Below are 25,883 nucleotides of genomic sequence, written 5' to 3' on the forward strand. Positions count from 1 at the left end.
AGGACGATGACATGACCGACACCTCGCAGCTCCGCCTCCTCCCCTGGAGGTCCCCCGACGGCAAGCCCTGCTATCTGAGCAGCAGCAACCCCCACAGCCGGTTCTCCCGTCTCGCGGACGAGGTGGAGGAGGAGCAGATCGAGTGCGGCAACGCCGTGCTGGAGGGGGCGCAGGAGGTGCTGGCGGACGAGGCGGCCGGTGAGGTGGCTCTGCGGTTCGCACTGAGGCATGCCCTGATGTCCCTGCGGGACGTGCTGCTCGTCGCGTACAGCCGGGGGCAGCGGCTGCCGGATCCCGGGGAGCGCTGACAGACTGACCCCATGCCGCCGTCCAGCCCCCGCCGCCTCTCCCTCCAGCAGATCGTCGAAGGGCGGCGCCGGGCCGCGTTCGTCGGGCGGGAGGCCGAACTCGACCTCTTCCGGCGTAACTTCACCGTCCCGCCCGAGGATCCCCGGCACCGGTTCGTCTTCCATGTGCGGGGCAACGCGGGCGTCGGCAAGACCTCGCTGGTACGGGAATGGCAGCAGGTGGCACGGGAGTTCGGGGCGCTCACCGCGTCCGTCGACGAGGGGGCCGACTCCGTGCCGGAGGTGCTCGCCGCCGTCGCCGCCCAATGCGCCGAGCAGGGACACCCGTTGAAGGCGCTGGACCGGATGCTGACCGCGTACCGGCGGGCTCTCCACGCGGTGGCCGACCGGCTCGCGGCCGACGGGGAACCACCGGCCGGTGACCCCTCGCCCGGGGCCCTCGCCGCCGCGCAGGCCGGGCTGATCGCGGCCGGGGCGATACCCGTGGTCGGGGCGCTGGCCGGGGGCATCGACCCGGCGGTCGTGGCGCGGGGCGCGGGCGGGCTGCGGGCGGTGTTCGGCGGGCGGGCGCGACAGCAGGAGGAGGCGCGGCTACTGGTGGAGCCCGTACGGGAGTTGACGCCGGTCCTCGTAGCCGAGCTGGGGCGGGTCGCGGACGCGGTGCCGTGGGTCGTGCTGTTCCTGGACACGTACGAGCGCACCGCGCCCCTCCTGGACCGGTGGCTCGCGGACCTGCTGGTCTCCGGGCGGTACGGCGAGCTGCCCGCCAACCTGGTCCTCACCCTGGCCGGGCAGCGGCGCCTGGACCCCGTGCGCTGGGGCGACCGGGGCCGCCTGGTGGCCGACGTACCGCTGGGGCCGTTCACCGAGGCGGAGTCGCGCCAGCTCCTGCACGAGCGCGGGGTGGTGGCGGAGCCCGTCGTACGGGAGGTGCTGCGGCTCTCCGGCGGGCTGCCGGTCCTGGTGTCGACCCTCGCCGCCAACCCCGGCGCGGCCGGAGAGGCGAACGCGACCGCCGTCGAACGCTTCCTGGCCGGTGAGAGCGACCCTGACCGCCGGGCGGCCGCCCTCGCCTGCGCGCTGCCCCGGCGGTTCGACGAGGACCTGGTGGCCGTCGCCGCGCCCGCCCCCGTCCCCGGGCTCTACGACTGGCTGCACGAGCTGCCGTTCGTCGTCGAGCCGCACTCGGGCCGCTCCCGCTACCACGGTGTCGTACGGGCCCCGATGCTGCGGCTCCAGCGCACCGGCTCCCCGCAGCGGTGGACCGAGGCGCACGACCGCCTGGCCGACGCCTTCGCCGCCCGTCGGGACGCGGCGGCCGACGGCGTCGACCCGGACCGGCTCTGGGCCGACGAACCGTGGCGCCGGGCTGCCCTCGACGTGCTGTACCACCGGCTCTGCGCCCGCCCCCGCACCGCCCTGCCCGACGCCCTGCGCGCCGGGATCGAGGTGTGCGGCCAGCAGCCCTCCGCCGCCCGCCACTGGGCCCGGACCCTGGTGGAGGCCGGGGAGGACGCCGACAGCGCCGTACTCCGCGACTGGGGCCGGGGCCTCCTCGCCGCCGTCATGGACCACGGCCCCCGGCCCACCGCCGCCCTCGGACTCCTCCTCACCCGCGCCGAGCTGACCGACACCGACCGGGCGGCCGCCCTCGTGGCGCGGGCCTGGGACCGCTTCCGCGCCCGGGAGTTCGACGCGGCCCTCTCCGACCACGGGCGGGCCGTCGCCGTGGACCCGCGCAGCGAACGCGCCTACCAGGGACGGGCGGTGGTGCTGCGGGCGCTGGGGCGGTACGAGGAGGCCGTGGCCGATCTGGACCGGGCCGAGGAGATCGCCCCCGCCTGGGCCTGGGCCGTGCGGGAGCGGGGCGAGACCTACCGGCGGATGGGTCGGCTCACGGAGGCCCTGACGGTCCTGGACCGGGCCCACGCCCTGGACCCGGCCGACGCGGTGCCGCTCGGCAGCCGGGGGCTGGTCCGGCACCGGCTGGGGCGCCACGAGGAGGCGTTGGAGGACTTCGACCGGGCCATCGCGCTGTGGCCGGAGTACGCGTGGGCGCTGGTGCGGCGGGCCCGGGTGCGTACCGCCCTCGGGGACCCCGTCGGCGCCCTGGCCGACCTGGACCGGGCCGAGGAGCTGACCCCCGGGCTCGCGGGCACCGAGGGGGAGCGGGGCGAGGTGTACCGGGCGACCGGGCGGTACGAGGAGGCCGTGGCCTGCTATGGACGGGCCCTGGCCTTGGACCCGGAGTACGCCTGGGCTCACGGCAGCAGGGCCCTCGCGCTGGAGGCCCTGGGGCGGGTGGCGGAGGCCAGGGCGGAGCTGGACCGAGCCCTGGAACTGGATCCGGCGTACGGGTGGGCGCGGGCCCAGCGGGCGCGGCTGGTGGCGGAGGCGTGACGGAGAAGCTGCGCTGCTGGTACATGTTCTGCACCATCGATGGTATGGCGCTGAAACGGACGAACGTGTACGCGGACGACGAGGACCTCGCCCTGATCAAGGAGGCGGCGGGACGGCTGGGCGTGTCCGAGGCGGAGCTGATCCGGGAGGGCATCCACCGGATCGCCCTTGCCCGGCGTGTGGGGGACGAGCCTTTCGTCACCGACGAGGAGACCTTCGACCTGGGCGGGCCCGTCACGCGCGATGACGTGCGCGAGGCGGTGAACGACGCGTTCGGCGGCGGAGAGCCCCGCGACCGCGGGCGCGTCGCGTGATCGCAGTCGCTGACACATCCGGGCTGCTCGCTCTCTACAACAGCTCCGACCCGGCCCACCTTGCCGCACGCAAGGCTGTCGACCGGTGCGGCCTGCTGGTCGCGAGCCCCCTCGCCCTGACCGAGGTCCATCACGTGGCATCGGCCCGAGGGGGCCGACGGGCCGCCGACCACATCCTGCGCTCGCTCAGCAAGCAGGTCAGGGAAGCGCGGCTCGTGCTCGCGCCTCCGACGGCCGACATCCTCGATGCCGCGCTGGCCGTGCGGGCCCGGTACGCCTCGCTGAACCTCGATCTGGTGGATGCCGTCAATGTCGCCCTCGCGGCCGAGTACGACACGGACGCCGTGTCGACCCGCGGCATCCGGGACTTCCGGGCGCTGCGGCCGCTCGCGGGGCGCTACGCGCACTTCCGGATCCTCCCGGACGACTTCTGAGCCGTACTCGGATCCTCCTTCCGCAGCCGCCCAAAAGCGACCTGCGGGACGTCCGCCGCCATACCCGTACGTACGCCCTCCGTTCCCCGGTCGCCCCCTCTACCCCCCGTTCCCGTTCGATTACAGTGCTTGCGCGGTCGCCCGCAGAGGCCCGCACAGGCGGTGACCATGGCGGCGACCAGGCGGTGGCGGGAGGCGGCGGGGTGAGCACAGGGACCACGGCGGTCTGGGGGCGGGCCGAACAGCAGGACTTCCGCAGCCGGGTCCGCGGGGCGCTGCTCGGCGGGGCCATCGGGGACGCGCTCGGCGCGGGGGTCGACGGGCTCGCGCTGGAGGAGATCCGGGCGGCGCACGGGCCCGAAGGGGTGACCGACTACGTTCCCGCGCACGGCAGACGCGGGGCCGTCACCGCCCTCACGCAGCTCACCCTCTTCACCGTCGACGGGCTGATCCGCGCCCAGGTCCGCCGCGACACCGGAGCCTGGCACCCGCCCACCGACGTCCACCGGGCCCATCTGCGCTGGGCCGCCACCCAGCACGACTGGGGGCCCGACGAGCGGCGCAAGGACAACGGCTGGCTGGCCGCCGAGGAGTGGCTCTACGCCCGCCGCGGGCCCACCCGGGAGTGCCTGGGCGGCTTCGGCGACACCGTCATGGGCACCCTGGAGCGGCCCAAGAACCCCGCCGCCCGGGACGCCGGTGCGCTCACCCGGTCCGCGCCCTTCGGGCTGCTCGTGGGGTGGGAGCCGCAGCTCGTGCTCCAGCTGGCCGTCGAGTGCGCGGCCCAGACCCACGGCCACCCCGCCGCCCAGCTCGCCGCCGGGGCCTTCGCCGTACTCGTGCACGGGCTGGCGCGCGGGGAGACCCTGGACGGCTGCGTCCAGCACGCCTTGGCCCTGCTCACCGAGCGCCCCGGCCACGAACCGGTGACCGAGGCCCTGCAACAGGCCCTCGGCTCCGTGCGCCAGGGCATTCCGGGCCCGGCCCTCATCGAGGCGCTGGGCGCGGGTGACGCAGCCGAGGAGGTGCTCGCCGTCGCCGTGTACTGCGCGCTCGTCAGCGAGGACGTACGGCACGGGCTGCGGCTCGCCGTCAACCACGGCGGGCCCTCCCGCGCCACCGGCTCCGCCTGCGGGGCGCTGCTGGGTGCGCTGCACGGCGAGACCGCGCTGCCCCCGGCCTGGCTGGCGGAGCTGGAGGGGCGCCCCACCCTCCTCGAACTGGCCGACGACTTCGCGATGGAGATGACCCAGGGCCCGGCCCTGCACAGCCCGACCGCCGCCGCGCCCGGCTGGCTGGCCCGCTACCCGCGCGGGGCGTGAGCCGGGCCCTCTCAGGCGCAGGGGCTCCCGGACTCGGGCACTCCCCGGCACGGCGGGTCTCAGCGCATCAGCTCGCCCGCGTTGACCAGCAGCGACTGGCCGGTGATCGCGCGCGCCCGGTCGGAGGCCAGGAAGGCGACGGCCTCCGCCACGTCCCCGTCCGTGGCCAGCTCGGGGAGCGCCATCCGCTCGGTGAGCCGGGCCAGCACCTCGGACTCCGGTACGCCTTCGGAATCGGCGGTGAACCGTACGTACGCCTGCACCGGCGGCCCCCACATCCACCCCGGCAGCACGGTGTTGACCCGGATGCGGTGCGGCCCCAACTCCCGTGCCAGGGAGTACATCGCGGAGGTCAGGGCCCCCTTGGACGCCGCGTACGCCGCCTGCCGCACCTGGGAGGGGGCGGCCACCGCGGACTGCGTGCCGATCACCACCACCGAGCCGCCGCGCTCCTTGAGGGCGGGGAGACAGGCCCGGGTCATCCGCAGCGTACCGAGCAGATTGACGTCGAGGACCGACTGCCAGGTGGCGAAGTCGGCGTCCTCGACCCCGCCGAAGTAGCTGTCCCAGGCGGCCACATGGACCACCGCGTCGATCCCGCCGAACCGCTCGACCGCCAGCGCAGCCAGCGCCTCGCACCGGCCCTCGTCGGTGATGTCGGTCGGCAGGTGGGCGGTGTGCCGGCCGCCGGGATCGATCTCGGCCGCGCTCTTCGCCAGGCTGGCCGCCGTACGGGCTCCGAGCACCGCGCGGCCCCCGTCCCGTACGACGGTCTCCGCGACCCGGTGGCCGAGCCCGGCGCCGACGCCCGACACGACGACGGTCTTCCCCGCTAGCAGCATCTCGGCGCCTCCCGGCCCTGGACGTTTTTCTGACGAGTCGTCAGAGTAGGTGGCGGCGGGGGCCGATGGAAGGGGAAGGGGGCGCGGGAGATGGCGGACGAGGGCGAGGGCGGGCACGGGCAGGGGCATAGGCGCCGGCACGGGCACGGGAGGGCACGCGGTGCGGGCTATGCCGAGCTGGCGGCGGTCGGGCCGTACGGGGTGCACCCCGGGCACGCCCTGATCACGATGGTCGAACCGCATCCCGGCCATGAGTACGCGTACAACCGCTGGTACGAGGACGACCACTACTACGCGGGCGCCATGGCCATGCCGTGGATGTTCGCCGGTCGGCGCTGGGTGGCCACCAAAGACCTCCAGGGACTGCGCTATCCGGAGGATTCGGCGGTCGCTCAGCCGGTCGGGACGGGGTGCTATCTGTCGACGTACTGGGTTACCGAGGGGCGCTACGACGAGCACATGAAGTGGACCGTCGCCATCAACAAGCGGCTCAACCGGGACGGCCGCGTCTACAGGGACCGGACCCACGTCTTCACGGCCTTCCAGGACCACGAGGTCACCGTCTACCGCGACGGGGCCGCCGGACCCCGGGACTTCCACGCGCTGGACCACCCGTACGAGGGGCTCGTCCTCCAGGTCGTCGACGCCGAGGGCCCGGAGGGGCGGGCGGAGCTGCTGGAGTGGCTGCGTTCACGGCATCTGCCGGAGCGGCTGAGGGGCTCGCCGGCCGCCATGGTGACCGTCTTCCGGCCGACGCCGCTGCCCGGTGACCGGATGACGTACGTGAAGCAGGTCGAGGGTGTGGAGACCCGGCTGACGCTGCTGTGGTTCCTCCAGGAGGATCCCCGGGCCTGCTGGGAAGCGCACTTCGCGGGGCTCGGCGCTGCGGTCGCGGAGACGGGGCTGGGGCGGGTCGAGCTTGTCGCGCCGTTCATCCCGACGGTGCCGGGGACCGATCTCCATGTGGACCGGCTGCGGTGACGTCCACGTGGGTCGGCTGCCGTGACGCCACGTGGACCGCCTGCGGTGGCGTGCCCCTGGGGCTGCGGGAGCCGTCGCGGTGACGGCCGTTGCCCCCTCGGCCAGGACGGCGGACCGGTCGAGAGGGCTCCATCAGGTGGTGCGGCCTGCGATGCGGACAGGCGATTCCCGGACGTCGGGCGTCCGGTCAGGCGTTGATCGAGCCGGTGGAGACATCGCGTACGAACGCGTTCCACGCACCGGGGACGAAGGTGAGCGAGGGGCCCTCGGGGGCCTTCGAGTCACGCACGGCGATGGACAGAGCGACCGGGGACTTGACCTCGACGCACGCGCCGTTGCCCCCCGAGTACGACGACTTCGTCCACATTTCCGTAGCACCCTGAAGAATTGCCATGTTCACTCCGGTTCAGAGAGTCGAGCGAGTCGGGTGAGTCGCACCAGCCGGATTCCGATTCCGATTGGCGTGATCGACGCTACTCGCCAAGCTCTGTCCGTGAGAGGGGCGTTCACTCGACCGGGTGGCATTTGGCCAGGAACTCTTACGTCATGAGGCGGCGGCGGTGTATCGTGCCGCCGCCTCATGCGCGAAGCCGTTGCGAAGCCGTTCGATGTCCGGAGGCGCGGACCGTGCGGTGTCCTGATTCAGTCGGTGGACGGCCCGTGCGACCTGTACGGCTGTCAGCCGTCGGCGGTCGGGCGTCGGCGGTCGGGCGTCGGCCGTCGACGGTGGGCAGCCGGCTGTCGGCCTTCAGCTGGTGTACGACTTGGCGATCTTGGTGATGAACTCCCGCGTCTGGTCCACGTTCAGGGCCTGCGCCCGCAGGTGCTCGTACATCACGCTGTAGCGCTGCACGTCGTTCGCCTTCTCCAGATAGAGATCGCTCGTGACGCCCTCGATGTAGACGACGCTGGAGTCAGCGGCGTCCGGGAACTCCAGGATCGCGTACTGCCCGTTGATCCCGGGGTGAGCGCCCATCTCGAACGGCAGCACCTGCACGGTCACATGGGGCAGGTGCGACTGCTCGACGAGGTGCTCCAGCTGGTCGATCATGATCTGGTTGTCACCGACCCGTCGGCGCAGCGCCGACTCGTCGATCACGGCCCAGAGCCGCAGCGGGTTCTCCGGCGCGTTGACCCGGTCCTGGCGCCGCGACCGTACGTTGACGCGCTTCTCGATGTCGGAGGGCGGCGCCTCGGGAAGCGCGCCGCTGATCAGGGCCTCGGCGTACGCCCGGGTCTGGAGCAGGCCCGGAACCATCTGGGGCTCGTAGACGCGCAGGGACTCCGCGTCCGTCTCCAGACCGATGTAGACGCTGTACGGAATGTCGCCGAAGGCGTGCCACCAGCCCTGCTGGCGCGAGTCCTTGGCCATCTGCATCAGGGAGTCGACGATGCGGTGGTCCTCGACCTCGTACACCCCGCAGAGGTCACGCACATCGCGCTGGCTGATGGAACGGCGGCCGTTCTCCAGGCGGCTGATCTTCGACTGCGAGACCAGCAGACGCTCCGCCACCTCCTCGGCCGTCATGCCTTTGAGTTCGCGCAGGCGGCGCAGTTCCTGGCCCAACCTGCGTCGCCTGACTGTGGGATTGACGTTGGACGGCACGGAAAGTGCACCTCCGGCTATGTAGCTGTGCGTATCTACTGCTCAGCAGATTGCCACTCCGTGCCCCGGCCGCGCTGGGAAACAGCCACACGCAGGTGCGTGCGGTATAAGCGCCCGGCCGCGCACCGGAGCACGTACCGGCGCGCGTGAGGGTGTGCGATACGGCGCGCAAGCGCGCGGGGCAGCCGGTCAAGACCGGCTGCCCCGCGCGTGGTGCGGCTCCCGAACCGGGTCCGATGACGACGGCACGGCGGTGTGCGATTGTCCGCGCGGTCCTCTGCGCGGGTCCTGCCCGGACCGTACGGAGGTGCCGTACGGGCGGTGGTGCTCCAGGCCTGCCGGGTCAGCTCGCGGCGGTGTGCGCCATGCTGCTCCGGCGTGCCTGTGCTTGCGGCTGCAACGGAACGCCCGCTGCCTGCTGCGTACGGCGCGGCTGGACCGCCACACCGTTCTGGACGTCCATCACGGCGTGCGCCACGAGGCCGCCCATGGGGTCGTGCCTGATCAGGTCCCGGAGGCGGGAGCGCGATGAGCGCCCCTCGTTCCCGGGGTACAGGTGCTTGCCGAGTCCGACCGCGTGGGCCAGTGCGGCGAGCGCCGCGGTCCGCGGGTCCGGCGGTACGCCGGTGCGGATCGCACTGTCCAGCCGGGCCCTGATGTCCCGGCTGATCGCCGTGTCCGTCGCCTGGTAGCGAGTCGTCGGCAGCACCCCGCACATCTGGCCCGCCACGGCATGAACCATGCCGCACCGCTCCAGATGAGCGAGATAGATCTGGCGCAGCCCCAGCCGGGGCCCGCCGATCCAGTGGACCGCCCGGACCGGGCTGCCACGACGGCGCAGCAGCTCCAGTGCGGAGTCCAGTGTCGGATCTCCTGTCGGCCGTGGCATCACCACGGCGATACGATCCCCGTCAGGGGCTATCCGTCCTGCCAGAGCCAGCTCCACTAGCTGTGCCCCGGCCAGGCCGAGGTCGAGCGACTGCGGCTGCGCTGTGGTACCCGTGGCCGGGTCCAGAGCGAGCAACAGAAGCTCCTCCGGGATTGTTCTGCGGCTCCTGCCCATCCATGCCTCCCCGCGTGGATGTCTGACAGGGTGACCCCTCTCACATTCATCTGTCGAGAGCGCCTGACTGCTTTGTATGGGAACCAGTAGGTATGTCGTTCTCGTCTAGCAGCTCGGCCAGGGGTTCACACAGGACACTGGTAGATGGTTCGGACAGCGCGGGGGTTGCCCCCGCAGTGCATCAGGAGGCATCGGTGGCGGGCGAGTCCCCCGACAAAACGGAGCAGCGGAAGTCGTCGGGGACGGCTGCGGAGGAACGCGACCCGCGCTTCGCGGTGTTCCGCGAACCCGGTGCGGACGACGGGGCGAAGGCCGCCGACGAGGTGGCGCCGGACACGGCCACGTCGGACACGCCTACGTCCGACACGGCCACCGCCGTCTTCCGCCCGCGGCTTCCGGAGGACGACGAGGTGGGGTCGGGGCGCGCGGCGGGGACCGTGCCTGCGGCGGGTGCTGCCGCTGCGGACGGTGTCGCCTCCGCGGAGGAGCCTGCGGGTGGTGCCGACTCCGCCGCGGGAGAGTCTGCGAAGGCCGAGAGGGTCGAGAGGGCCGAGAAGGCCGAGAAGACCGACAGGGAGCCTGCGAAGGCCGAAGAGGAGCCCGCCACGGCCGAGAAGGAGCCCGCGGAGGCTGCGGAGGAGCCCGGGAAGGCTCCTGAGGACGCTGTAACGCCCCAGAAGCCCTCAGGGGACCCCGAGGGCCCCGAAGCCTCCGACGCGGCCGTGAAGGCCCCTGGGGCGGACGGGGACGGGGACACGGACGTCGAGGCCGAGGTGGTCGGCGCGGCCGACACGGCCGACCGTTCCGAGGACGCGCCGGAGCCCGGTGACGTACGGCTGCGCGCGGCCGTGGCCGCCTGGGTCGATGCGGCGGACGGGGACGAGAAGCCGTCGGAGGGCGGGGAGCCGTCGAAGGCTGAAGCGAAGGACGAGGCCAAGGGCAGGACCGAGGGCGAGGGCGCGGGCGAGCCAGTGGCGAACGCCGACGCGAAGGCGGACGCCGAGGCGAAGCCGACAGCCGACGCCAAGGCCGTACCGGAAGCCAAGGCCAAGACCGACACGGCCGCCGACTCCGGCCCGGACGGCGACACCGGCACAGACACGGACAGTGCCTCGGCCTCCGATTCCGACTCCGGCACCGGCTCCGACCTGCGAGGAATCGATCAGCCCACGGCTGTCTTCAAGGCCGTCACGCCCCCCAAGAAGGTCGACCAGCCGACGACCGCGCTGAAGCTCCCGCCGCAGGACAAGGCGACAGACGGCGACCAGTACAAGCCCGAGAGCACCGTCGAGCGGACGAGCACCTTCGTACCCCTGCGCTCCGACGACGTACGGCCCGCCGCGTCCACCACCGCCCCCGCCCCCGCGCCCGCCGACACCGACGCGGCCTCGACGACCTCGTCCACCCCGGCCCCGGCCCCGTCGGCGTCGGCAGCCACCCCCTCCTGGGCGGCGGCCGAGCGGACCCGGCAGCAGCCGCTGCCGCCCAAGCCGCCGCTCGACCTGCTCGCCGAGCTGACGAACACCCCGCCGCCGCCCGAGACCCCGGTCCGTACGGCGGTCCGGCGGGTCAAGATCTGGACCCCGCTGGTCCTCCTCCTGCTGATCATCTTTGCGATCGTGCAGGTGATGCGCCCGCTGCCGGAGCCGGCCCTGAAGCTCACGGCGAAGCCGACGTACGCCTTCGAGGGCGGCGACACGAAGCTGTCCTGGCCGGGCCAGGGGCAGTCGGCCGTGATGGTGGACGGCGTCGGGTCGCTCGGCTCCGAGGGCGCGCAGAAGTCCGCGCCCATCGCGAGCGTCGCGAAGGTCATGACGGCGTACGTGATCCTCAAGGAGCACCCCCTCAAGGGTGACGAGCAGGGCGAGACGATCACCGCCGACCAGAAGGCGGAGGACGAGTCCAAGAACGCGGACGAGTCGGTGGCCCCGCTGAAGAACGGCCAGAAGCTCAGCCAGCGGCAGATGCTCCAGCTCCTGATGATCCCGTCGGGCAACAACGCGGCCCGGCTGCTCGCCCGCTGGGACGCGGGGAGCGAGGACGCGTTCGTCGACAAGATGAACGACGCGGCCAAGGACCTCGGGATGACCGACTCGACGTACACGGACCCGAGCGGGCTGGACAAGGCGACCGTCTCCACCGCGACCGACCAGCTCAAGCTGGCCCAGGCGGTCATGAAGAACGACGTCTTCCGGACGATCGTGGACATGCCCGAGGTCGAGATCGAGGGCATAGACGGCAAGATCTACAACAACAACACCCTGCTCCTGCAGCCCGGGGTGAGCGGCATCAAGACCGGCTCCTCCACCCCGGCGGGCGGCAACCTGCTCTGGTCCGCGAACACCAAGGTCGACGGCAAGGTGCTGTGGATCTACGGAGCGGTCATGGGCCAGCAGGCCGGTACGGGCCGGGTCTACGACAGCCTGTCGCTCTCCCTGACCAACAGCCTCAAGCTGATCAAGGACGCGCAGCAGGCCGTCACCTCCGCCACGGTGGTGAAGAAGGGCGACGTCGTCGGGTACGTGGACAACGGCTTCGGCGCGCAGACCCCGGTGGTGGCGACGAAGGACCTCAAGGCGGTCGGCTGGCCCGGTCTGGAGGTCGAGCTGAACGTCACCGACAACGGCAAGGGCATCGGGCACGAGGCGAAGGCCGGCAGCGAGGTCGGCATGGTGACCGTGGGGACGGGCACCGGAAAGGTCACGGCACCGGTGGTGCTGCAGGACGACCTGACCCAGCCGGCCTTCGGCGACAAGCTGACCAGGATCGGCTGAGCACGAGGCATCACGGGGGAAGGCACGGGGCGGGGTGAGCGGTGTCGGTCACCCCGCCCCGATGCCAGGGGAATGTGTCGGAGGTACGTGTTAGCGTCCCCGGACAACTGAAGGACGCCGGGACGCGTCCTGAAAGGTGTACGGGGACGGCGGAGACGGGGAGAGACCGTAGTGACCACCGCGGAGCCGAGACCCGGCCGCGAGGCGGACAGCACCACCGGGACGACCGGTGCGAAGACCGGCGGGACCGGCGACACCGCTCCCCATCAGGAGGAGACCACCGTAGGCAGCGCCGACCCGCGCGCCCTGCTGCCCTCTCCGCGTACGCCGGAGCTTCCCCCGTCGGAACGCCCCGCGCCGGAATCCTCCGCGCCGGAACGCTCGACGCCGGGTTCCTCTGCGCCGGAAGCCTCCACGAAGCCGCCCGCTCCCTCCGACCCGGGCTCCTCAGCCCAGGGCTCCGCCGACCCCGGCCCCAAGACACCGCCCCCCACCCGGACCGGGCGGCTGCTGCGCCACCCCGCGACCATCGCCACGGCGGCCGCGGCCGTCACCCACGTCCTGTGGTTCCTCTTCTTCGCCAACAGCGGCGGCGACCTCGCGGCGCAGGACGCCTGGGCCGAGTTCGTGGGCCGGCACCCGGGCACCGCGTACAACCTGGCCTGGTACGGGGGTATGCACCCCGTCTCGTACAGCGTGGTCTCGCCGTATCTGATGTCGGTGCTCGGCGTCCGGACGACGATGATGATCGCCGGTACGGTCTCGGCGGGGCTGACCGCGCTGATCCTGGTCCGGGTCCGGGCCGTGCGCAATCCGCTGGCCTGCTCGCTCGCCGGAGTCTTCGCCTACCTGTGCAACGCGCTGTCGGGGCGGGTGACGTTCGGGCTCGGGATGATGTTCGCGGTCGGTGCCGTCGCCGCCGTCTTCTGCTGGCCCTACCGCTGGCGGTACAAGCGGTGGGCCAAGGCGGCCGTGGCGGCCCCGCTCGCCGCGCTGGCCACCGCCTCCAGCCCGGTGGCCGGGCTCTTCCTCGGGGTCGTGGCCGCCGCGCTGTTCCTTCATAAACGCCGCCCCGGCGCGTACGCCATCGGGCTGGCGCCCGTCGCCGTGGTGGGGCTGTCCTCCCTGCTCTTCCCGTTCTCCGGTACGCAGCCGATGTCCCTGGGGACGGTGTCGCTGCCGCTCCTCTTCTCGATCCTCGTCTTCCTCCTCGTACCGCGTGACTGGAGCACGGTCCGCACGGCGGCGGCCGTCTACGGGGCCGGCACGGTCCTCACGTACTTCGTCGACTCGCAGATCGGGTCGAACGTGACCCGGATGGCGATGCTGTTCGCCGGGGTCGTGCTGCTGGCCGCGCTCCCGTACACCGTCCCGCGCAGCCGCCGCTGGTACGCGCTGGTCCTCGCGTTCGCCGGGCTCAACTTCTGGATCGGCTTCAAGAGCGTCGACGACATCGTCCGCACCGCCCCCACCGCCTCCTGGGCCCGCGAGCTGGCGCCCCTGGTCAACCAGCTCCAGCAGGTCGGCGCCGAGCGCGGCCGGGTCGAGGTGGTCCCGGCGAGCAGCCACCGGGAGGCGTCGGCGCTGGCCGCGTACAACCTGGCCCGCGGCTGGAACCGGCAGGCCGACATGAAGCGCAACCCGCTCTTCTACGACGACACCCTGAACGCGGTCAACTACCGGCAGTGGCTGGACCGGTGGGCGGTCCACTACGTCGTGCTGCCCACGGGCAAGCCGGACGGCGGGGCCGAGCAGGAGGCCGAGCTGGTCGGGGGCGGGCTCTCCTATCTCCGGGAGATCTGGGGCGACGAGAACTGGAAGCTCTACCGGGTCCTGGAGCCGACCCCGCTCGCGGACCCGCCCGCGACGGTGGAGCGGGCGGGCGCCAACGAGCTGACGATCCGGGTGGAGTCGGCCGGCCGGGTGCTGATCCGGGTCCCGCACTCGCGCTGGCTCGCGCTCGTCGACGAGAACGGCAAGAGCCTGGAGCGCCCGCAGGAGACCGAGGAGTCCAAGCTGCGGACGCAGGAGGACGAGACGGCCCCCCGGACCTTCGAGAACATCCACGGCTGCCTGAACAAGATCGAGGACGAGGGTCCGTACGGCGACGAATGGACCGAACTCCTCGCGCCGAAGCCGGGGGTGTACCGGCTGGCGGCCCCGTACCAGCTCCAGCCGGGGACACCGTGCCCGGAGGAGCTGAGCTGAGCGGGGACGGTGGGTGCACGCGTGCACGTACGCCAACGTCTACGCCTACGGCCTAGGGCGGATGTTCGCTGTACGGGCCATTGTTCGTGGGCCCTCCCTCTGTGGGCGCCGTCCTGGCAAGGTGTCCTGGCATGAGGTGCCAACACTGCGGTGGTCAGCGCGGCGCGCTGCCGGGGATGGTCTGCCCCGGCTGCGGAGCGGCCCGCTCCGGGACGGCGGCCGGGGACGGCTCCTGGGTCGCGCACGAAACCCTGGCAGGCCGTGTCTCCACGCTTCCCCGTCGACGTAAAGCCTTGCTGGTGGCGGGAGTCGTGGTGGCGGCCGGAGGGCTGGCGGCGGTGGTCGCGCTGCTCCTGGCGGGCGGCGGAAGCGTGGGCGGCGGCACGAGCCGTACGGACGCGGCGGGCCGGGCGGGCGCGCTGCCGGACCGGACCGGGGGCGGCCCGCCGACGCGGATCGGCCCCGGGGAGGAGGCCCCGGCCACGCCTCCGGTGCAGGAGCCCCCTTCGGAAGGCCGCTTCACGGAGTGGGCGGGCCCGGGCTGCGAGGCGGGGGAGTACCGGGAGTACGGCCGCTTCGAGAAGGGCGAGGCGGGCTGGTACGGGGTCGGCTCCGGCGGCTTCACGGGCGGCGGCTGCGACGGCCGGTTCAGCGCGATCCCGATGTCGGGCAGCCCCACCGAGGACCGGGGCTCCACCGCCACCTGGTCCTGGCACCTGGGCGACGGCTTCCGGGAGTGCGCGCTGACGGTGTTCGTACCGGCCGCCCCGGAGGGCCGCGCCCGCGATGTGGCGGGCGACCCGACCGTCTACCGGGTGCTCTCGGACCCGGACGACGCGGACTCCGCGTACACCGGTTTCGCGGTGCGCCAGACGCGGCACCGGGGGAGGCCGGTGGAGGTGGGCAACTACCCGGTGAAGGGCGACACGTTCGCGGTGCTGCTCATCGACCGGGGCCGGGACTGGGGCGCGGCGGACCGGGTGGGGGCGCACCACGCGGCGGCACAGATGAGGGCGTCGTGCCGGTGAGGAGTCCCAACAGAGCAGAAATGTCAGGCCTGTTGGGTCCACCCGGCCCGTCAGTGCGTCTGCCGTAGGAAGTCCCGGTCGTACGGGGACAGTTCGGTCTGGGGCCCGGCAGCACGCAGCACGACATCCAGCGCCCGGTCCGGATCGGCGGCGTAGTACCCGCTGCCCCACGCGGCGTTGGCTTCGACCACGGCCCACCGCCCCTCGTCGTCCACGCCGACGTCGACGACGATCGCGGACGGCAGGGTCCGGTGCGCGGCGGCGAGCAGGTCGCGGCCGAAGGCGAGGGCGCCGGGGTCGGGAGGCCCGAGCCGGAGCTGTCCCCGCTCGGCGTACTGGCTCCCGGTGTGGACGGCCCCGTCGAGCAGGTGGAGCCGGTACTCGGCGGCGAACGTCATCACCTCGCTCACCAGCACGACGGTCCGGTCCGGATCCACGGCGTCGGGCCCGGGCAGCCGGGACCCGTCCGCGTAGACGAGCGCCGGAATGCTCTTGTCGTTGGGCGACTTGATGAAGGCGGGCCGCCGCAGCCGGTACGCCTCACCGATGGGCATCGCCCGTATCTCCCGCCGGGTGAACGCGTACGGGAGGTGTGCGAGCCAGTCGGCGGGTGCCTCCAGCAGGGCGATCCCGAGGGCGGGTGCCACGGCGTCGGCGAAGGAGGGCCCGGCATGCAGATGTACGACGCGGCCCCGCGCCGCTCCGACCGGCTCGGGCGCCACCGAGAACCCGGCCGACTCCACCACGTACAGGCCGCGCCGTACGGCCGTATCGCGCAACGCCCGTGCGGAGGCGGTGAGTCGGGGCGGCAGGACGAGGGTGCGAGGCGCGTCGGGTGTGTCGGGGTCCATGGGCCCTGATTCTCCGCCGCAGGAGGGCAGGAGGCCCACCGCTTTTCCCACCCGGGACCGGCCCGAGGCGGACTGTTCGGCGGCAGGTGGGGGCAGGGGCCAGGAATGACCTTGCCCCGCCACGAGCGCACCTGGTTCACTCCCGGGATGCCCCCGCACTCCGCCACTCTCGTACGCACGCTGATCGCCGCGCAGTTCCCGCAGTGGGCCGACCTGCCGGTGGAGGCGGTGGACGCGAGCGGAACGGCGAACGCCGTCTACCGGCTGGGGGACGACAAGGCGGTACGGCTGCCGCGTACCGCGAGCAGCGCGGCGGACGTGGCGACGGAGCACCGCTGGCTGCCCCGGCTGGCGCCGCAGCTGCCGGTGCCCGTACCGACCCCGCTGGCGCAGGGGGAGCCGACGGAGGGCTTCCCGTGGTCCTGGTCGGTGTGCACCTGGTTGGAGGGAAGGAACCCCCGTCCTGGTGACGGGACTTGGGCGCCGGAACTCTTCGCGGCGGACCTGGCGGAGTTCGTCCTGGCGCTGCGCCGGATCGAGGTGACGGGCGCCCCGCCCGCGTACCGAGGCGAGCCCCTGGCCTCCCGGGACGGGACGACCCGCAGGGTGATCACCGACCTGGACGGGGTCATCGACGCGCGCGCCGTCACGGCCGCCTGGGACAAGGCGCTGACCGCCCCGGCCCGCCCGGGGACACCGGTGTGGGTGCACGGTGACCTCCAGCCGGGCAACGTCCTGGTCGCGGAGGGCCGTCTCACCGGCGTGATCGACTTCGCGTGCATGGGGCTGGCCGACCCGGCCGTCGACCTGATCGCCGCCTGGTACCTGCTGCCTGCCGGTGCCAGGGAGGCGTTCCGTACGACGGTGGAGGCCGATGACGCGAGCTGGGAGCGGGGGCGGGGCTGGGCCCTGTCCATCGCGGTGATGGAGCTGGCGGCCTACCGGGAGTCGAACCCGGTGATGGCGCGGAACGCGTGGTGGGTGCTGGAAGGCCTCCTGGCCGCATAGAACTGGCGGGACGGCCGCGCGGCTCCACCCTGACCCCCGTACGGGAGGGGAGGTGCCCCCCGGGGAAAGTGGGGGGCCACCCCCAGTGAGTCCCAACGCCCGGACTTCTAGCGTCTGATGGGTGAGAAACACAGAGAAGACCACCCGCAGCCTGGCGATCCGCAGCGCCGCCGCCATGACTCTGACCCTCGCCGTGGGCCTCACCACCTCCCCGGCCCTGGCCGCACCTCCCCGGCCTTCCCCGCCCACTTCGCCTGCTTCGACCTCCCCGGCCGCCGACGGGTCGGGCCTCCGCACGGGCGGGGGCCTGGACCGCTACTACCACCAGCGCCTGTCCTGGGGCACCTGTATGCAGTCGCCCGGGGACACGGCGGGGCAGGACCTGGACAGGGCGGGCGTGCAGTGCGCGGACGTCACGGTCCCGCTGGACTACGCGGCTCCGAGGGGCCGGACGATCACGGTCGCGATATCCCGCCTGAAGGCCACCGACAGCCGCCACCGCATCGGCTCGATCCTCCTCAACAACGGCGGCCCCGGCGGCCCGGCCGTGGACTCCCCGCCGGCCATCCGCAAGGCGATGAAGGAGGTCGGCCCCCGCTACGACATCATCGGCTTCGACCCGCGCTTCGTCGGCCGCAGCACCCCGCTGGACTGCGACTGGCCCGTCAGCTTCGCCTGGTTCTCGGCCGGCGCGAGCCGGGCGGGCTTCGACCGTCAGGTGGCCCTGAGCAAGAGTCTGGCCGCCAAGTGCCGGGCCACGAACGCCTCGGTGCTCCCGCACGTCACCACGCGGAACACGGCCCGCGACATGGACGTGATCCGGGGTGCGCTGGGCGAGCGGAAGATCTCCTACCTGGGCTATTCGTACGGCACCTACCTGGGCACGGTCTACACCCAGATGTTCCCCGGCCGCTACGACCGGATGGTCCTGGACGGAGCACTGAGCCCGGACGACTACGGCCCCCGCCTGATGAAGAACGCGGTGCGGGAGAACGACGAGGCGCTCTCCGCCTGGGCCACCTGGGCGGCCGCCCGCCACACGACGTACGGCCTGGGCCGCTCCCGTACGGCGGTGCTCGCGACCATCGACCACGTCATGGCGAAGGCGGCCCGCGGCCCCCTGACGCTGGGCACGGCCCCCGATGTCTTCCGGATCGACGACACCCACATACCGACGCTGCTCTTCATGGGGGTGGCGGACGACACCGACGGTTCGAGGGCGTTCCTGGCCGAGCAGGTGAAGACCCTGCACAAGGCAACAGAGAACGAACGGACGACACTCCCACCGGACTTCGCGGAGATGCTGCGCTTCGCCCTGACGGGCGCCGACTCGTCCTTCGGCAGCGCCCAGACGGCGATCATCTGCGGCGATGTACGGGCCCCGCGCGACCCCGAGGTCTACTGGCGCGACATCCAGCGCACCCGCGCCGCGCACCCCCTCTTCGGCCCCCTCACCGAGAACATAGGCCCCTGCGCCTTCTGGAACACCCCCCGCGAAGCCCCCACCCGCATCACCCACGGCGCCCAGGCCCTGATAGTCGCCGCCACCGGCGACCCCCGCACCACCTACCGCAGCAGCACGGCCCTGCACGCCCAACTCCCCGGCTCCAGGCTGATCACCCTCAAGAACGCCAACCGCCACGCCCTGTACGGGGAGTACGGCAACGCCTGCGTGGACGACAAGGTCAACCGCTACCTGGCGACGGGCAAGCTGCCGAGGAAGGACGAGACGTGCGTGAAGTGAGACCGAGAGGAAGAGACCGAGAGGAAGAGACTGAGAGGAAGAGACCGAGAGGAAGAGGCCGAGGGAGGAGGAAGGCCCGCCCGGTCCCCTTCGATCAGTCCACCTCGATGCCGTAATCCTGGACCAGCTCCTCCAGTCCGCCCGGATATCCGCGACCGCCGGTGACGAACTGCCAGTCCCCGTTGGCCCGCCGACGGAAGGACCCCAGGACGAGGGCGGTCTCGTCGTCGCGGCCGTCGGAGACGTCCAACTGGTCGAGCTGGGTGCCCTCGGCGTCGAGCAGCCGGATTCCGGCGTCGCTGAACCCGGAGAGATCGGCCGTGGGGTCGGCGACGGGGTCGACCGCGGCGATGACGACGACCCGGTCGGCCCGGGCCGGCAGTGCGTCGAAGGAGACCTGGATGGCGGCCTTGTCCGGCGGCACGGGGGCGAGAGCACGGACCGTGCCGTCGGGCGTCCGGGGGTTGTTGTAGAAGACGAAGTGGTCGTCGTCCAGGACCTGGTTGCCGTGGCAGACGAGGGCGCAGACGTCGAGGGCGACATCGCCCGACCAGTACATGCCGAGCACGTTGTGGTCGTCACCGTCGCCGTGCCCCGCACGGTCCGGCGCACCGGGCTCCGCAGCCACAGGACCGCTTCCCTCGCCACCACCCAGCCGCCCCCGCAACCCGTGCCGGTGGAGCAGATCGACCAGCTCGGAACCGGCGACCAGCTCCAGGGGCTTGCCGTTGGCGAAGGTGTGGGCGCCGGGCCCGAAACGGGAGGTGGTGACGAGCACACCCTTGTTGGCCCCGGCGTCCTGGACGGTGCCGTAGAGATCGCGGACGGCGGAGGGCGGCACGGTGTTGCGGTAGCGCTTGACCTGGACGACGATCTTGCCGCCGCGGATCGGGGCCGGGTCCAGCGCGTCCACATCCACACCGCCGTCGTTCGAACGCTGGGTGGTCACGGCCTGCATGCCCATGGCCCGGAAGAGGTCGGCGATCAGCCCCTCGAAGGCGATGGGGTCCATCTCGTACAGATCCGGCTCCTCGTCCCCGCCATGGGTGACGACCCCGTTGCCGACGTCCTCGGGGACCCGCCCGGGCCGCACGGCCGCGTACTGGTCGGGGCGCGTCGACAACTGCCCCCGCAGCCCCTCCACCAGACAGGTGACGGCGTTCACCTGCTCCAGGTGCAGGGCGGCGAAGGTGGAGCGCGCGGCCATGACCGTACCGAGGACCATGGGCGCGCGCCGGCCGGTCGTCGGGTCGTGATCGTCCACGAACCCGTTCAGGGCGACCGACTCCAGCGCCCCGAACTCATCGGCCGCGAAGAGATCACGCAGCACCAGCAGCAGGCACTGCGCGAGGACGTCCCGGTACAGGGTGCGGCGCTGGGTGACCGGCCGGGGCGAGTCCTTCACCTGATCGGCGTTGATCATGTAGCGCGCCGACTTCGCCTCCGGCACGATCCCGTACCGCGGCAGCTCCCAGTCCAGCACCAGCTGCCGGGCCCCGGAGTCGTACGCCGCCGACACCTGCCGCGGCAGCCCCTCCGGCCACCCGGTCGAGGCGTAGAGCGCGGCGGAGAAGTACTCGACGGTGGCCTCGGGATCCCCGCTGCGCAGCCCCGCCGCCATCTCCGCTATGGCCGCGTTGTGCCCCCGTATCTCGGCCAACTGCCCAGCGACCCACTGCTGGTACTGCTGCCGGTAGGCGGCCGACTGCCCCGGCGCACAAGGCGGCACGCTCTCCGCCCGGGCCAGGGCACCCACCCTGAAGGCCGGGGCGCGGCACCCCGCCGCCAGCAGCCCCTGCAACGCCTCGACCTGCGCTTCGAGTTCCTCGGTACGCCGCCGCGCCTCCGCCTCCCGCAGCTCGCGGTGCATCCTCCGCTGCTCGCGATAGCTGGGCCCGAACTCCCGCTGCTGAGCGCGTTGTTGCCAGTCCAGATCCCGCTGGTAGCCGGCTTGCGCTTCCTGTCGACGTTGCTGTTGGCGCTGCGCTTCAGCCCAGGCGCCGACCCACCCATTGGAGCGACGGCTCATGCTCTACAGGCCCTCCCCACCAGCGCCCCGGCATACCCGCACCCGGCCCCTGGCCCCATAACCAGCAGTGATGGACCGACTCTAGTCGGCAACCAGCCATAGGCCCATGCCCTTGTCGCATATGCCCGTACGAGGTGGGGCAGAGGGCCCCGGCATGCGGGGGGAACGAGCGACGGGGAACACGAAGGAAGCCCCTCGGGGGCGATCCCGAGAGGCTTCCTGAGCTGTGCCCCCGGCAGGATTCGAACCTGCGACACCCGCTTTAGGAGAGCGGTGCTCTATCCCCTGAGCTACGAAGGCGGGGATCTGTAGGAGAACCCGGTGGGAGTGGTGGCGTAAGCCCTCGTCCCGGTCACGTTCGCCCATTGATCCAGGGTGCCCCGGCGGACCGGCGCACCGCCGTCAGTGTAGCGGGTACGGGGTGGGCGGGCGCGGGGCTGCCGGTGGGGTGGCCTGGCCGGGGGAAAGGCGAAGGGCACGGGGGAGGGGAGAGGGAAGCGAGGGGTCAGGTGGGGCGGTGGGTGGGGCGGCCTACGCTCATGTGGGTGAAGCCTGCGGCGAGCAGGGGGGCGGGGTCGAGGAGGTTGCGGCCGTCCAGGAGCAGGGGGGCGCGCATCGTGCGGGCTGCGGTGGGCCAGTCCAGCTCGGTCAGTTCGGGCCATTCGGTGACCAGGATCGCCGCGTCCGCGTCGGTCAGGGCGGTGAGGGGGTCCGGGTGGCGGGTCACGGAGGTCCAGGGGGCGTGGTCGGCCGTGGTGCGGGGGCCATCGGGTCCCAGCAGGTGACCGTGGCGCCCTCGGCCAGGAGGCGGGCCGCGATGACGGCGCTGGGGGCCTCGCGCATGTCGTCGGTGGCGGGTTTGAACGTCATGCCCAGGAGGGCGATACGGCGGCCCTTCAGGCCGTTCAGCTCGGCCTTGAGGCGTTGGACGGCCCGTCGCGGCTGGAGCTCGTTCACCTGGATGACCGCGTTCAGCAGTTGGAAGGGGTAGCCGGAGTTGCTGGCCATGGCGCGCAGCGCCCGGGAGTCCTTCGGGAAGCACGAGCCGCCGTAGCCGAGGCCCGCCTTCAGGAAGTGGGGGCCCAGCCGGTGGTCCAGGCCGATCGCACGGGAGACCCGGGTGATGTCGGCGCCGGTCGTTTCGCAGACGGTGGCTATCTCGTTGATGAACGTGATCCTCGTGGCCAGGAGCGCGTTGGACGCCAGCTTGACCATCTCGGCCGATGCCACGTCCATCAGCTCCACCGGGGCGTCCAGGGGCTTGTAGAGGTCCGCCAGCCAGGCCGCGGCGGCGGTGTCCTCGGTGCCGATCACGACCCGGTCCGGGTGCAGGAAGTCGTCGACCGCCCTTCCCTCCGCCGTGAACTCCGGGTTGGAGGCGTATCCGACGTGGGTCAGGCCCCGCTCGTCGAGAGCCGCTCGTACCCGGGCGCCCGTTCCGACCGGGACCGTGCTCTTGACGACGACCGCGACCAGGTGCGAAGCCCGGCGCACGGCGTCGATCACCGCCCAGACCCGGGACAGGTCGGCGTCGCCCGACGCGGTCGGCGGCGTGTCGACGCAGACGAAGACCGCCTCCGCGTCGGCCACGGCCTCCTGTACGTCCAGGGTGAAGGCCAGCCGCTCCTTGTTCCGGGCGATCAGCTCACCCAGGCCCGGCTCGAAGAACGGGACGTCGCCCGAGTTCAGCAGCCTGATCCGCTCGGGCTGGATGTCCCGTACGACCACCCGGTGACCCAGCTCCGCGAAGCACGCTCCCGTCACCAGGCCTATGTAGCCCGCGCCGAAGACAGCGATCCTGCGGGACGCGCCAGTCATGATCCTCTTCCGTTCTTCCGTTCCCGCACCGGCGGGGTCAGGCGCGGCGGCCCTGGTTTCTCGGATGGTTGCGGGCGGTGCGCTCATTGCCGAACTTGTACGCGCCCGTCCAGCGCGCCATCACCTCCTGGGCGTCGCCCGACTCCACCTCCTCGGCGAACTTCGCCGCCCGCTCGCCCCGCAGGGTCGCGGCCTTCCGTCGGCGGTGGGTGATCACGATGGTCCCGTCGGCCCGGGTCACGTAGCTGAAATCTGATGGGTGCGGCATGGGGTCTCGTCCGTTCCGTCCGTGTGTCGGTCGGGTGTGATGGGTGCGCCTTCGGCTCTTACGCCGTGTTGTCCGTCCGTGTCGTCGCCCATGACGCGTGCTGGGGGAGCACCCTCGGTACGGAGCCCTCCTCCGCTGCCAGCATGCCCTGCGCGAACAGCCGCACCAGCGGGTGCAGCCGGTAGGCGGGGCCGCCGGGGTGGCGGAGCGCCTCGGCCCAGTGGGCGGCGGCCAGGTCGGCCAGCAGTTCGTCGGCCTCCTCCGGACCGGTCCCCAGGAGCCGCGCCACCGTGCCGGGCTCCACCGGATGCGGGCCCAGCGCCGAGTGGAACCGCAGCGCCCGGCGGACCGGCGGGGCCAGCCGGCCGTACGCCTCCATCAGGCGGTCGCGCACCGACAGGTCCGCGACGGCCAGCTCCGCCAGGGTGCGGTCGGGGTCGCCGAGCCGGTCCGCGTACCGGGACAGCGGCCAGTGCGGTCGCGCCATGACCTTCGCGCCCGCGATGCGCAGTGCGAGCGGCAGGCCGCCACAGGCGTCGACGACCGCGGACGCGGCGGCGGGTTCGGAGTCCGTGAGGGACGTGCCCGCCAGCCTGGTGAACAGGGCCCGTGACTCCGTCGGTGTCAGCGGGGCCAGTACCGTACGGCTCGCCCCCTCCAGCGCGTACAGGCCCGACCGGCTGGTGATCAGCACCGCGCACCCGTCGGTCACGGGCAGCAGGGGGCGCACCGCCCGTTCGTCGGCCGCGTCGTCCAGCACCAACAGCAGACGGCCGGCCGCGGTACGGGTGCGCCAGGCGCGGGCGCGATCGTCCGGGGCGGCGGGGATCCGGTGCGGCGCCACGCCGACCAGCCGCAGCAGTTCGCCCAGCGCCTCGGCCGGGTCCAGCGGACGGGGGCCGGAGCCGCGCAGGTCCAGGTGGATCTGGCCGTCCGGGTAGGAGCGCTTGACGCGGTGCGCCGTCCGGAGCGCCACGGACGTCTTGCCGATCCCGGGCATGCCGGTCACCACGTGGACCGCCTGGTCCGGGCGGCGCGGACGGTGGCTGGTCAGCGCGGTGGCCAGCCGGATGACCTCCTGGTCCCGGCCGGTGAAGTCCGCCGGTGCGGGCGGGAGTTCGGCCGGGGGCGGGACGGTCTCCGCACGTGCGGGCGCGGCCGGGCGGAGGGTGCGTGCGGTGGTCCCGCCGCGCCGCGGAGGTCCGGCCGGTGGCGCCTCCCGCGCACCCCTCGCCGTACGGGACAGCAGCGACGGGTGGCCCGTCAGCAGCGCCTGTTGCAGCCGGCGCAATTCCGCCGAGGGCTCCAGGCCCAGCTCCGCGGCCAGGGTGGCGCGGGCCGCCCGGTAGGCGGCCAGCGCGTCCGCCTGACGGCCCGACCGGTACAGCGCCGTCATCAGCTGGCCGCGCAGCCCCTCCCGGAGCGGGTCGGTGGCGATCAGCGCGATGAGTTCGGGGATGAGCGCGGCATGTCGGCCGAGCTCCAGATCGGCGTCGATCCGCCGCTCCAGGGTGACCAGCCGCTCCTCCTCCAGCCGGTCGCGCTCGGCGTCGGCGAGCGGGTCGCAGACCCCGCCCAGCGCCACGCCCCGCCAGACCGCCAGGGCCCGGCGCAGCTCCCCGGCGGCGGTCGCCGGGTCCCCGGCCGCCAGGGCCTCGGCCCCTCGCGCGGCGCGCTCCTGGAACTCCAGGAGGTCCACCCGTACGCCCTCCTTCGGCAGCCGGATCAGATAGCCCGGCCGACGCCGCTCCACCGCGACCCCGGGGCCCAGCAGATGGCGGACGCGCGAGGCGTACGTGTGGAGCTGGGCCGGGCAGGTGGCGGGTGGGTGGTCGCCCCAGAGGAGGGCGGTCAGCCGGGTGTCGCTGATCACCCTGCCCCGGGCGAGCAGCAGCGCGGCCAGTACGGTGCGGGGCTTGGGCCCGCCCAGCTTGACCGGCGCGTCGCCGCGCTGGGCCTCCACGGGGCCGAGCAGGTTCAGGTGCAGGGTCTCCACCGGGGTCACCGCCGGGGCCGCCCCGGTCACGGGCCCCATATGTTGCCGTTCGGCGTGGAGCCGGCGAGTTTGCCGTCCAGGCCGCCGGTCACGGTGAGGGCCGTCTGCGCCCGCAGCGCCGCTGTGTGCGTGTCGCCCGCGGTCGTCCCGGGCGCCGTTCCCGCCCCCAGGAATACGGCGCCGAGCGCGGCCGCCGCGCACACCGTCGTGAACGTGGTACGGATGAGAGTCTTCATGGTTCCCCCTGAACGCATCGGCTGAGCAGTGTGGCCCGGGTACGTCCGCCGACTGGGCCGGCCAGGTGCGCGCCCCTCCCCTTCGACCGGCGCGCCGTCCCGGTGAGGACACTCTGCTCGGAGCCCACGGCCTTGCCCAGGGGTTTCCGTTGACAGGGACCTGCAATGGCAGGACGAGGACACGCCCCGCCCGCCCGGTTCAGCCCTCCAGGGCCAGCAGCTCCACCAGCAGTGTGAGCGGGACCGCCGAGAGCCTTCTGAGCCGCAGACCCCGCGTCGTACAGCGCTCCAGCAGTGCGTCCGCGGCCCGTTCGGACTCGGTGAGCGTGAGGTGGGAGAGGAAGAGCACCGCGTCCAGGCAGAGCGCGGCGTCCCGCGGGGGTGCCGGGCCGGACGGCCGGGGCGCCGGGCCGGACGGCCGGGGCGCCGGGCCGGACGGCCGGGAGGGCTGGACGTAGATGTGCTCCACCCCGTCCCCGGGAAGGGCCGCCCTGGACAGCAGACCTCGTACGTCGGCGGGGGAGAGGCGGGCGGCGGATTCCAGCCGGATGTCTACGAGGTACACGGCGCTCCCGCCCCGTGGGAGGGGGCGGACGCCCGGTGCGGCTCTGCCGTAGTCCGCCTCCGGCCTGCGCGGACGCCTGCCCGCGCCC

23 protein-coding genes and 1 tRNA gene are annotated in these 25,883 nt (G+C 72.9%); 11 read left to right on the plus strand and 13 right to left on the minus strand.

What is annotated here, in order from left to right:
* Positions 1-11 precede the first annotated feature (11 nt).
* The 5 genes from DJ476_RS20215 to DJ476_RS20235 all read left to right on the plus strand — a co-directional run bounded on the left by DJ476_RS20215 (position 12) and on the right by DJ476_RS20235 (position 4,778).
* Entirely contained in the window at positions 12-308 is a 297-nt protein-coding gene (locus DJ476_RS20215) for a sulfatase (protein ID WP_103420956.1), read from the plus strand.
* A 12-nt stretch (positions 309-320) separates the two neighbouring features.
* A complete protein-coding gene (locus DJ476_RS20220; protein ID WP_112491217.1) occupies positions 321-2,708 on the plus strand; it encodes a tetratricopeptide repeat protein in 2,388 nt (795 codons plus the stop codon).
* A 44-nt stretch (positions 2,709-2,752) separates the two neighbouring features.
* On the plus strand, positions 2,753-3,022 hold the full coding sequence (locus tag DJ476_RS20225; protein ID WP_167480440.1) for a ribbon-helix-helix domain-containing protein: 270 nt from the start codon (positions 2,753-2,755) through the stop codon (positions 3,020-3,022).
* A complete protein-coding gene (locus DJ476_RS20230; RefSeq protein WP_112491219.1) occupies positions 3,019-3,456 on the plus strand; it encodes a type II toxin-antitoxin system VapC family toxin in 438 nt (145 codons plus the stop codon). Before DJ476_RS20225 ends, DJ476_RS20230 begins: the two co-directional genes overlap by 4 nt.
* A gap of 203 nt (positions 3,457-3,659) precedes the next feature.
* A complete protein-coding gene (locus DJ476_RS20235; protein ID WP_112491220.1) occupies positions 3,660-4,778 on the plus strand; it encodes an ADP-ribosylglycohydrolase family protein in 1,119 nt (372 codons plus the stop codon).
* A 59-nt stretch (positions 4,779-4,837) separates the two neighbouring features.
* Here DJ476_RS20235 and DJ476_RS20240 read toward each other — a convergent pair whose 3' ends face one another.
* Positions 4,838-5,620 carry an SDR family oxidoreductase gene (locus tag DJ476_RS20240; RefSeq protein ID WP_070203553.1) on the minus strand — a complete coding sequence of 261 codons (783 nt, stop codon included), beginning with the start codon at positions 5,618-5,620 and terminating at the stop codon, positions 4,838-4,840.
* Positions 5,621-5,710: 90 nt separating this feature from the next.
* Here DJ476_RS20240 and DJ476_RS20245 point away from each other — a divergent pair, with 90 nt between their 5' ends.
* Positions 5,711-6,601 carry a hypothetical protein gene (locus tag DJ476_RS20245; protein ID WP_318294747.1) on the plus strand — a complete coding sequence of 297 codons (891 nt, stop codon included), beginning with the start codon at positions 5,711-5,713 and terminating at the stop codon, positions 6,599-6,601.
* Positions 6,602-6,788: 187 nt separating this feature from the next.
* Here the strand turns inward: DJ476_RS20245 and DJ476_RS20250 are convergent, their stop codons facing one another.
* The 3 genes from DJ476_RS20250 to DJ476_RS20260 form a co-directional block, all read right to left on the minus strand.
* The gene (locus tag DJ476_RS20250; protein WP_026237876.1) at positions 6,789-6,995 is read right to left on the minus strand and encodes a DUF397 domain-containing protein; all 207 of its coding nucleotides are present in this window, start codon (positions 6,993-6,995) and stop codon (positions 6,789-6,791) included.
* A 354-nt stretch (positions 6,996-7,349) separates the two neighbouring features.
* Complete coding sequence (locus tag DJ476_RS20255; RefSeq protein ID WP_029395086.1) at positions 7,350-8,207, minus strand: helix-turn-helix domain-containing protein; 858 nt, start codon at positions 8,205-8,207, stop codon at positions 7,350-7,352.
* Positions 8,208-8,550: 343 nt separating this feature from the next.
* Entirely contained in the window at positions 8,551-9,270 is a 720-nt protein-coding gene (locus DJ476_RS20260) for a GOLPH3/VPS74 family protein (protein ID WP_018490006.1), read from the minus strand.
* A gap of 194 nt (positions 9,271-9,464) precedes the next feature.
* Here DJ476_RS20260 and DJ476_RS20265 point away from each other — a divergent pair, with 194 nt between their 5' ends.
* From DJ476_RS20265 to DJ476_RS20275, 3 genes are all read left to right on the plus strand, one after another.
* Positions 9,465-12,044, plus strand: coding sequence for a serine hydrolase (locus tag DJ476_RS20265; RefSeq protein ID WP_112491221.1), 2,580 nt, complete (start codon positions 9,465-9,467; stop codon positions 12,042-12,044).
* Between the two features lie 171 nt (positions 12,045-12,215).
* Positions 12,216-14,252 (plus strand): MFS transporter, encoded by a 2,037-nt coding sequence (locus DJ476_RS20270; protein WP_112491222.1) that lies wholly within the window; start codon positions 12,216-12,218, stop codon positions 14,250-14,252.
* A 131-nt stretch (positions 14,253-14,383) separates the two neighbouring features.
* A complete protein-coding gene (locus DJ476_RS20275) occupies positions 14,384-15,280 on the plus strand; it encodes an adhesin (RefSeq protein ID WP_318294748.1) in 897 nt (298 codons plus the stop codon).
* Positions 15,281-15,330: 50 nt separating this feature from the next.
* On the opposite strand, the gene DJ476_RS20280 is transcribed toward DJ476_RS20275, so the two are convergent.
* Positions 15,331-16,131, minus strand: a complete 801-nt coding sequence (locus DJ476_RS20280) for an ATP-grasp domain-containing protein (RefSeq protein WP_112491224.1) — start codon at positions 16,129-16,131, stop codon at positions 15,331-15,333.
* 147 nt (positions 16,132-16,278) lie between these two features.
* Here DJ476_RS20280 and DJ476_RS20285 point away from each other — a divergent pair, with 147 nt between their 5' ends.
* Complete coding sequence (locus tag DJ476_RS20285) at positions 16,279-17,139, plus strand: aminoglycoside phosphotransferase family protein (protein WP_103420982.1); 861 nt, start codon at positions 16,279-16,281, stop codon at positions 17,137-17,139.
* A gap of 175 nt (positions 17,140-17,314) precedes the next feature.
* The gene (locus DJ476_RS20290) at positions 17,315-18,883 is read left to right on the plus strand and encodes an alpha/beta hydrolase (protein ID WP_112492572.1); all 1,569 of its coding nucleotides are present in this window, start codon (positions 17,315-17,317) and stop codon (positions 18,881-18,883) included.
* Between the two features lie 94 nt (positions 18,884-18,977).
* Here DJ476_RS20290 and DJ476_RS20295 read toward each other — a convergent pair whose 3' ends face one another.
* The 8 genes from DJ476_RS20295 to DJ476_RS20325 form a co-directional block, all read right to left on the minus strand.
* Positions 18,978-20,912: a restriction endonuclease gene (locus DJ476_RS20295; RefSeq protein ID WP_112491225.1), complete on the minus strand. Its 1,935-nt coding sequence runs from the start codon at positions 20,910-20,912 to the stop codon at positions 18,978-18,980.
* Between the two features lie 227 nt (positions 20,913-21,139).
* Positions 21,140-21,212 (minus strand) — tRNA-Arg (locus DJ476_RS20300).
* Positions 21,213-21,417: 205 nt separating this feature from the next.
* Positions 21,418-21,639 (minus strand): UDP-glucose/GDP-mannose dehydrogenase family protein, encoded by a 222-nt coding sequence (locus DJ476_RS35690; RefSeq protein WP_318294749.1) that lies wholly within the window; start codon positions 21,637-21,639, stop codon positions 21,418-21,420.
* Positions 21,636-22,730, minus strand: coding sequence for a UDP-glucose dehydrogenase family protein (locus DJ476_RS20305; RefSeq protein ID WP_318294750.1), 1,095 nt, complete (start codon positions 22,728-22,730; stop codon positions 21,636-21,638). The genes DJ476_RS35690 and DJ476_RS20305 overlap by 4 nt, the downstream gene beginning before the upstream one ends.
* Positions 22,731-22,767: 37 nt before the next feature.
* The gene (locus DJ476_RS20310; RefSeq protein WP_112491226.1) at positions 22,768-22,998 is read right to left on the minus strand and encodes a hypothetical protein; all 231 of its coding nucleotides are present in this window, start codon (positions 22,996-22,998) and stop codon (positions 22,768-22,770) included.
* A gap of 58 nt (positions 22,999-23,056) precedes the next feature.
* Positions 23,057-25,033, minus strand: a complete 1,977-nt coding sequence (locus DJ476_RS20315; RefSeq protein ID WP_112491227.1) for an AfsR/SARP family transcriptional regulator — start codon at positions 25,031-25,033, stop codon at positions 23,057-23,059.
* Positions 25,021-25,230, minus strand: coding sequence for a hypothetical protein (locus DJ476_RS20320; protein ID WP_103420941.1), 210 nt, complete (start codon positions 25,228-25,230; stop codon positions 25,021-25,023). The genes DJ476_RS20315 and DJ476_RS20320 overlap by 13 nt, the downstream gene beginning before the upstream one ends.
* A 199-nt stretch (positions 25,231-25,429) precedes the next feature.
* Positions 25,430-25,795 carry a hypothetical protein gene (locus DJ476_RS20325; RefSeq protein ID WP_112491228.1) on the minus strand — a complete coding sequence of 122 codons (366 nt, stop codon included), beginning with the start codon at positions 25,793-25,795 and terminating at the stop codon, positions 25,430-25,432.
* Positions 25,796-25,883: the final 88 nt, after the last annotated feature.

The sequence above is a fragment of the Streptomyces bacillaris genome (genome assembly GCF_003268675.1).
Lineage (GTDB): Bacteria > Actinomycetota > Actinomycetes > Streptomycetales > Streptomycetaceae > Streptomyces > Streptomyces bacillaris.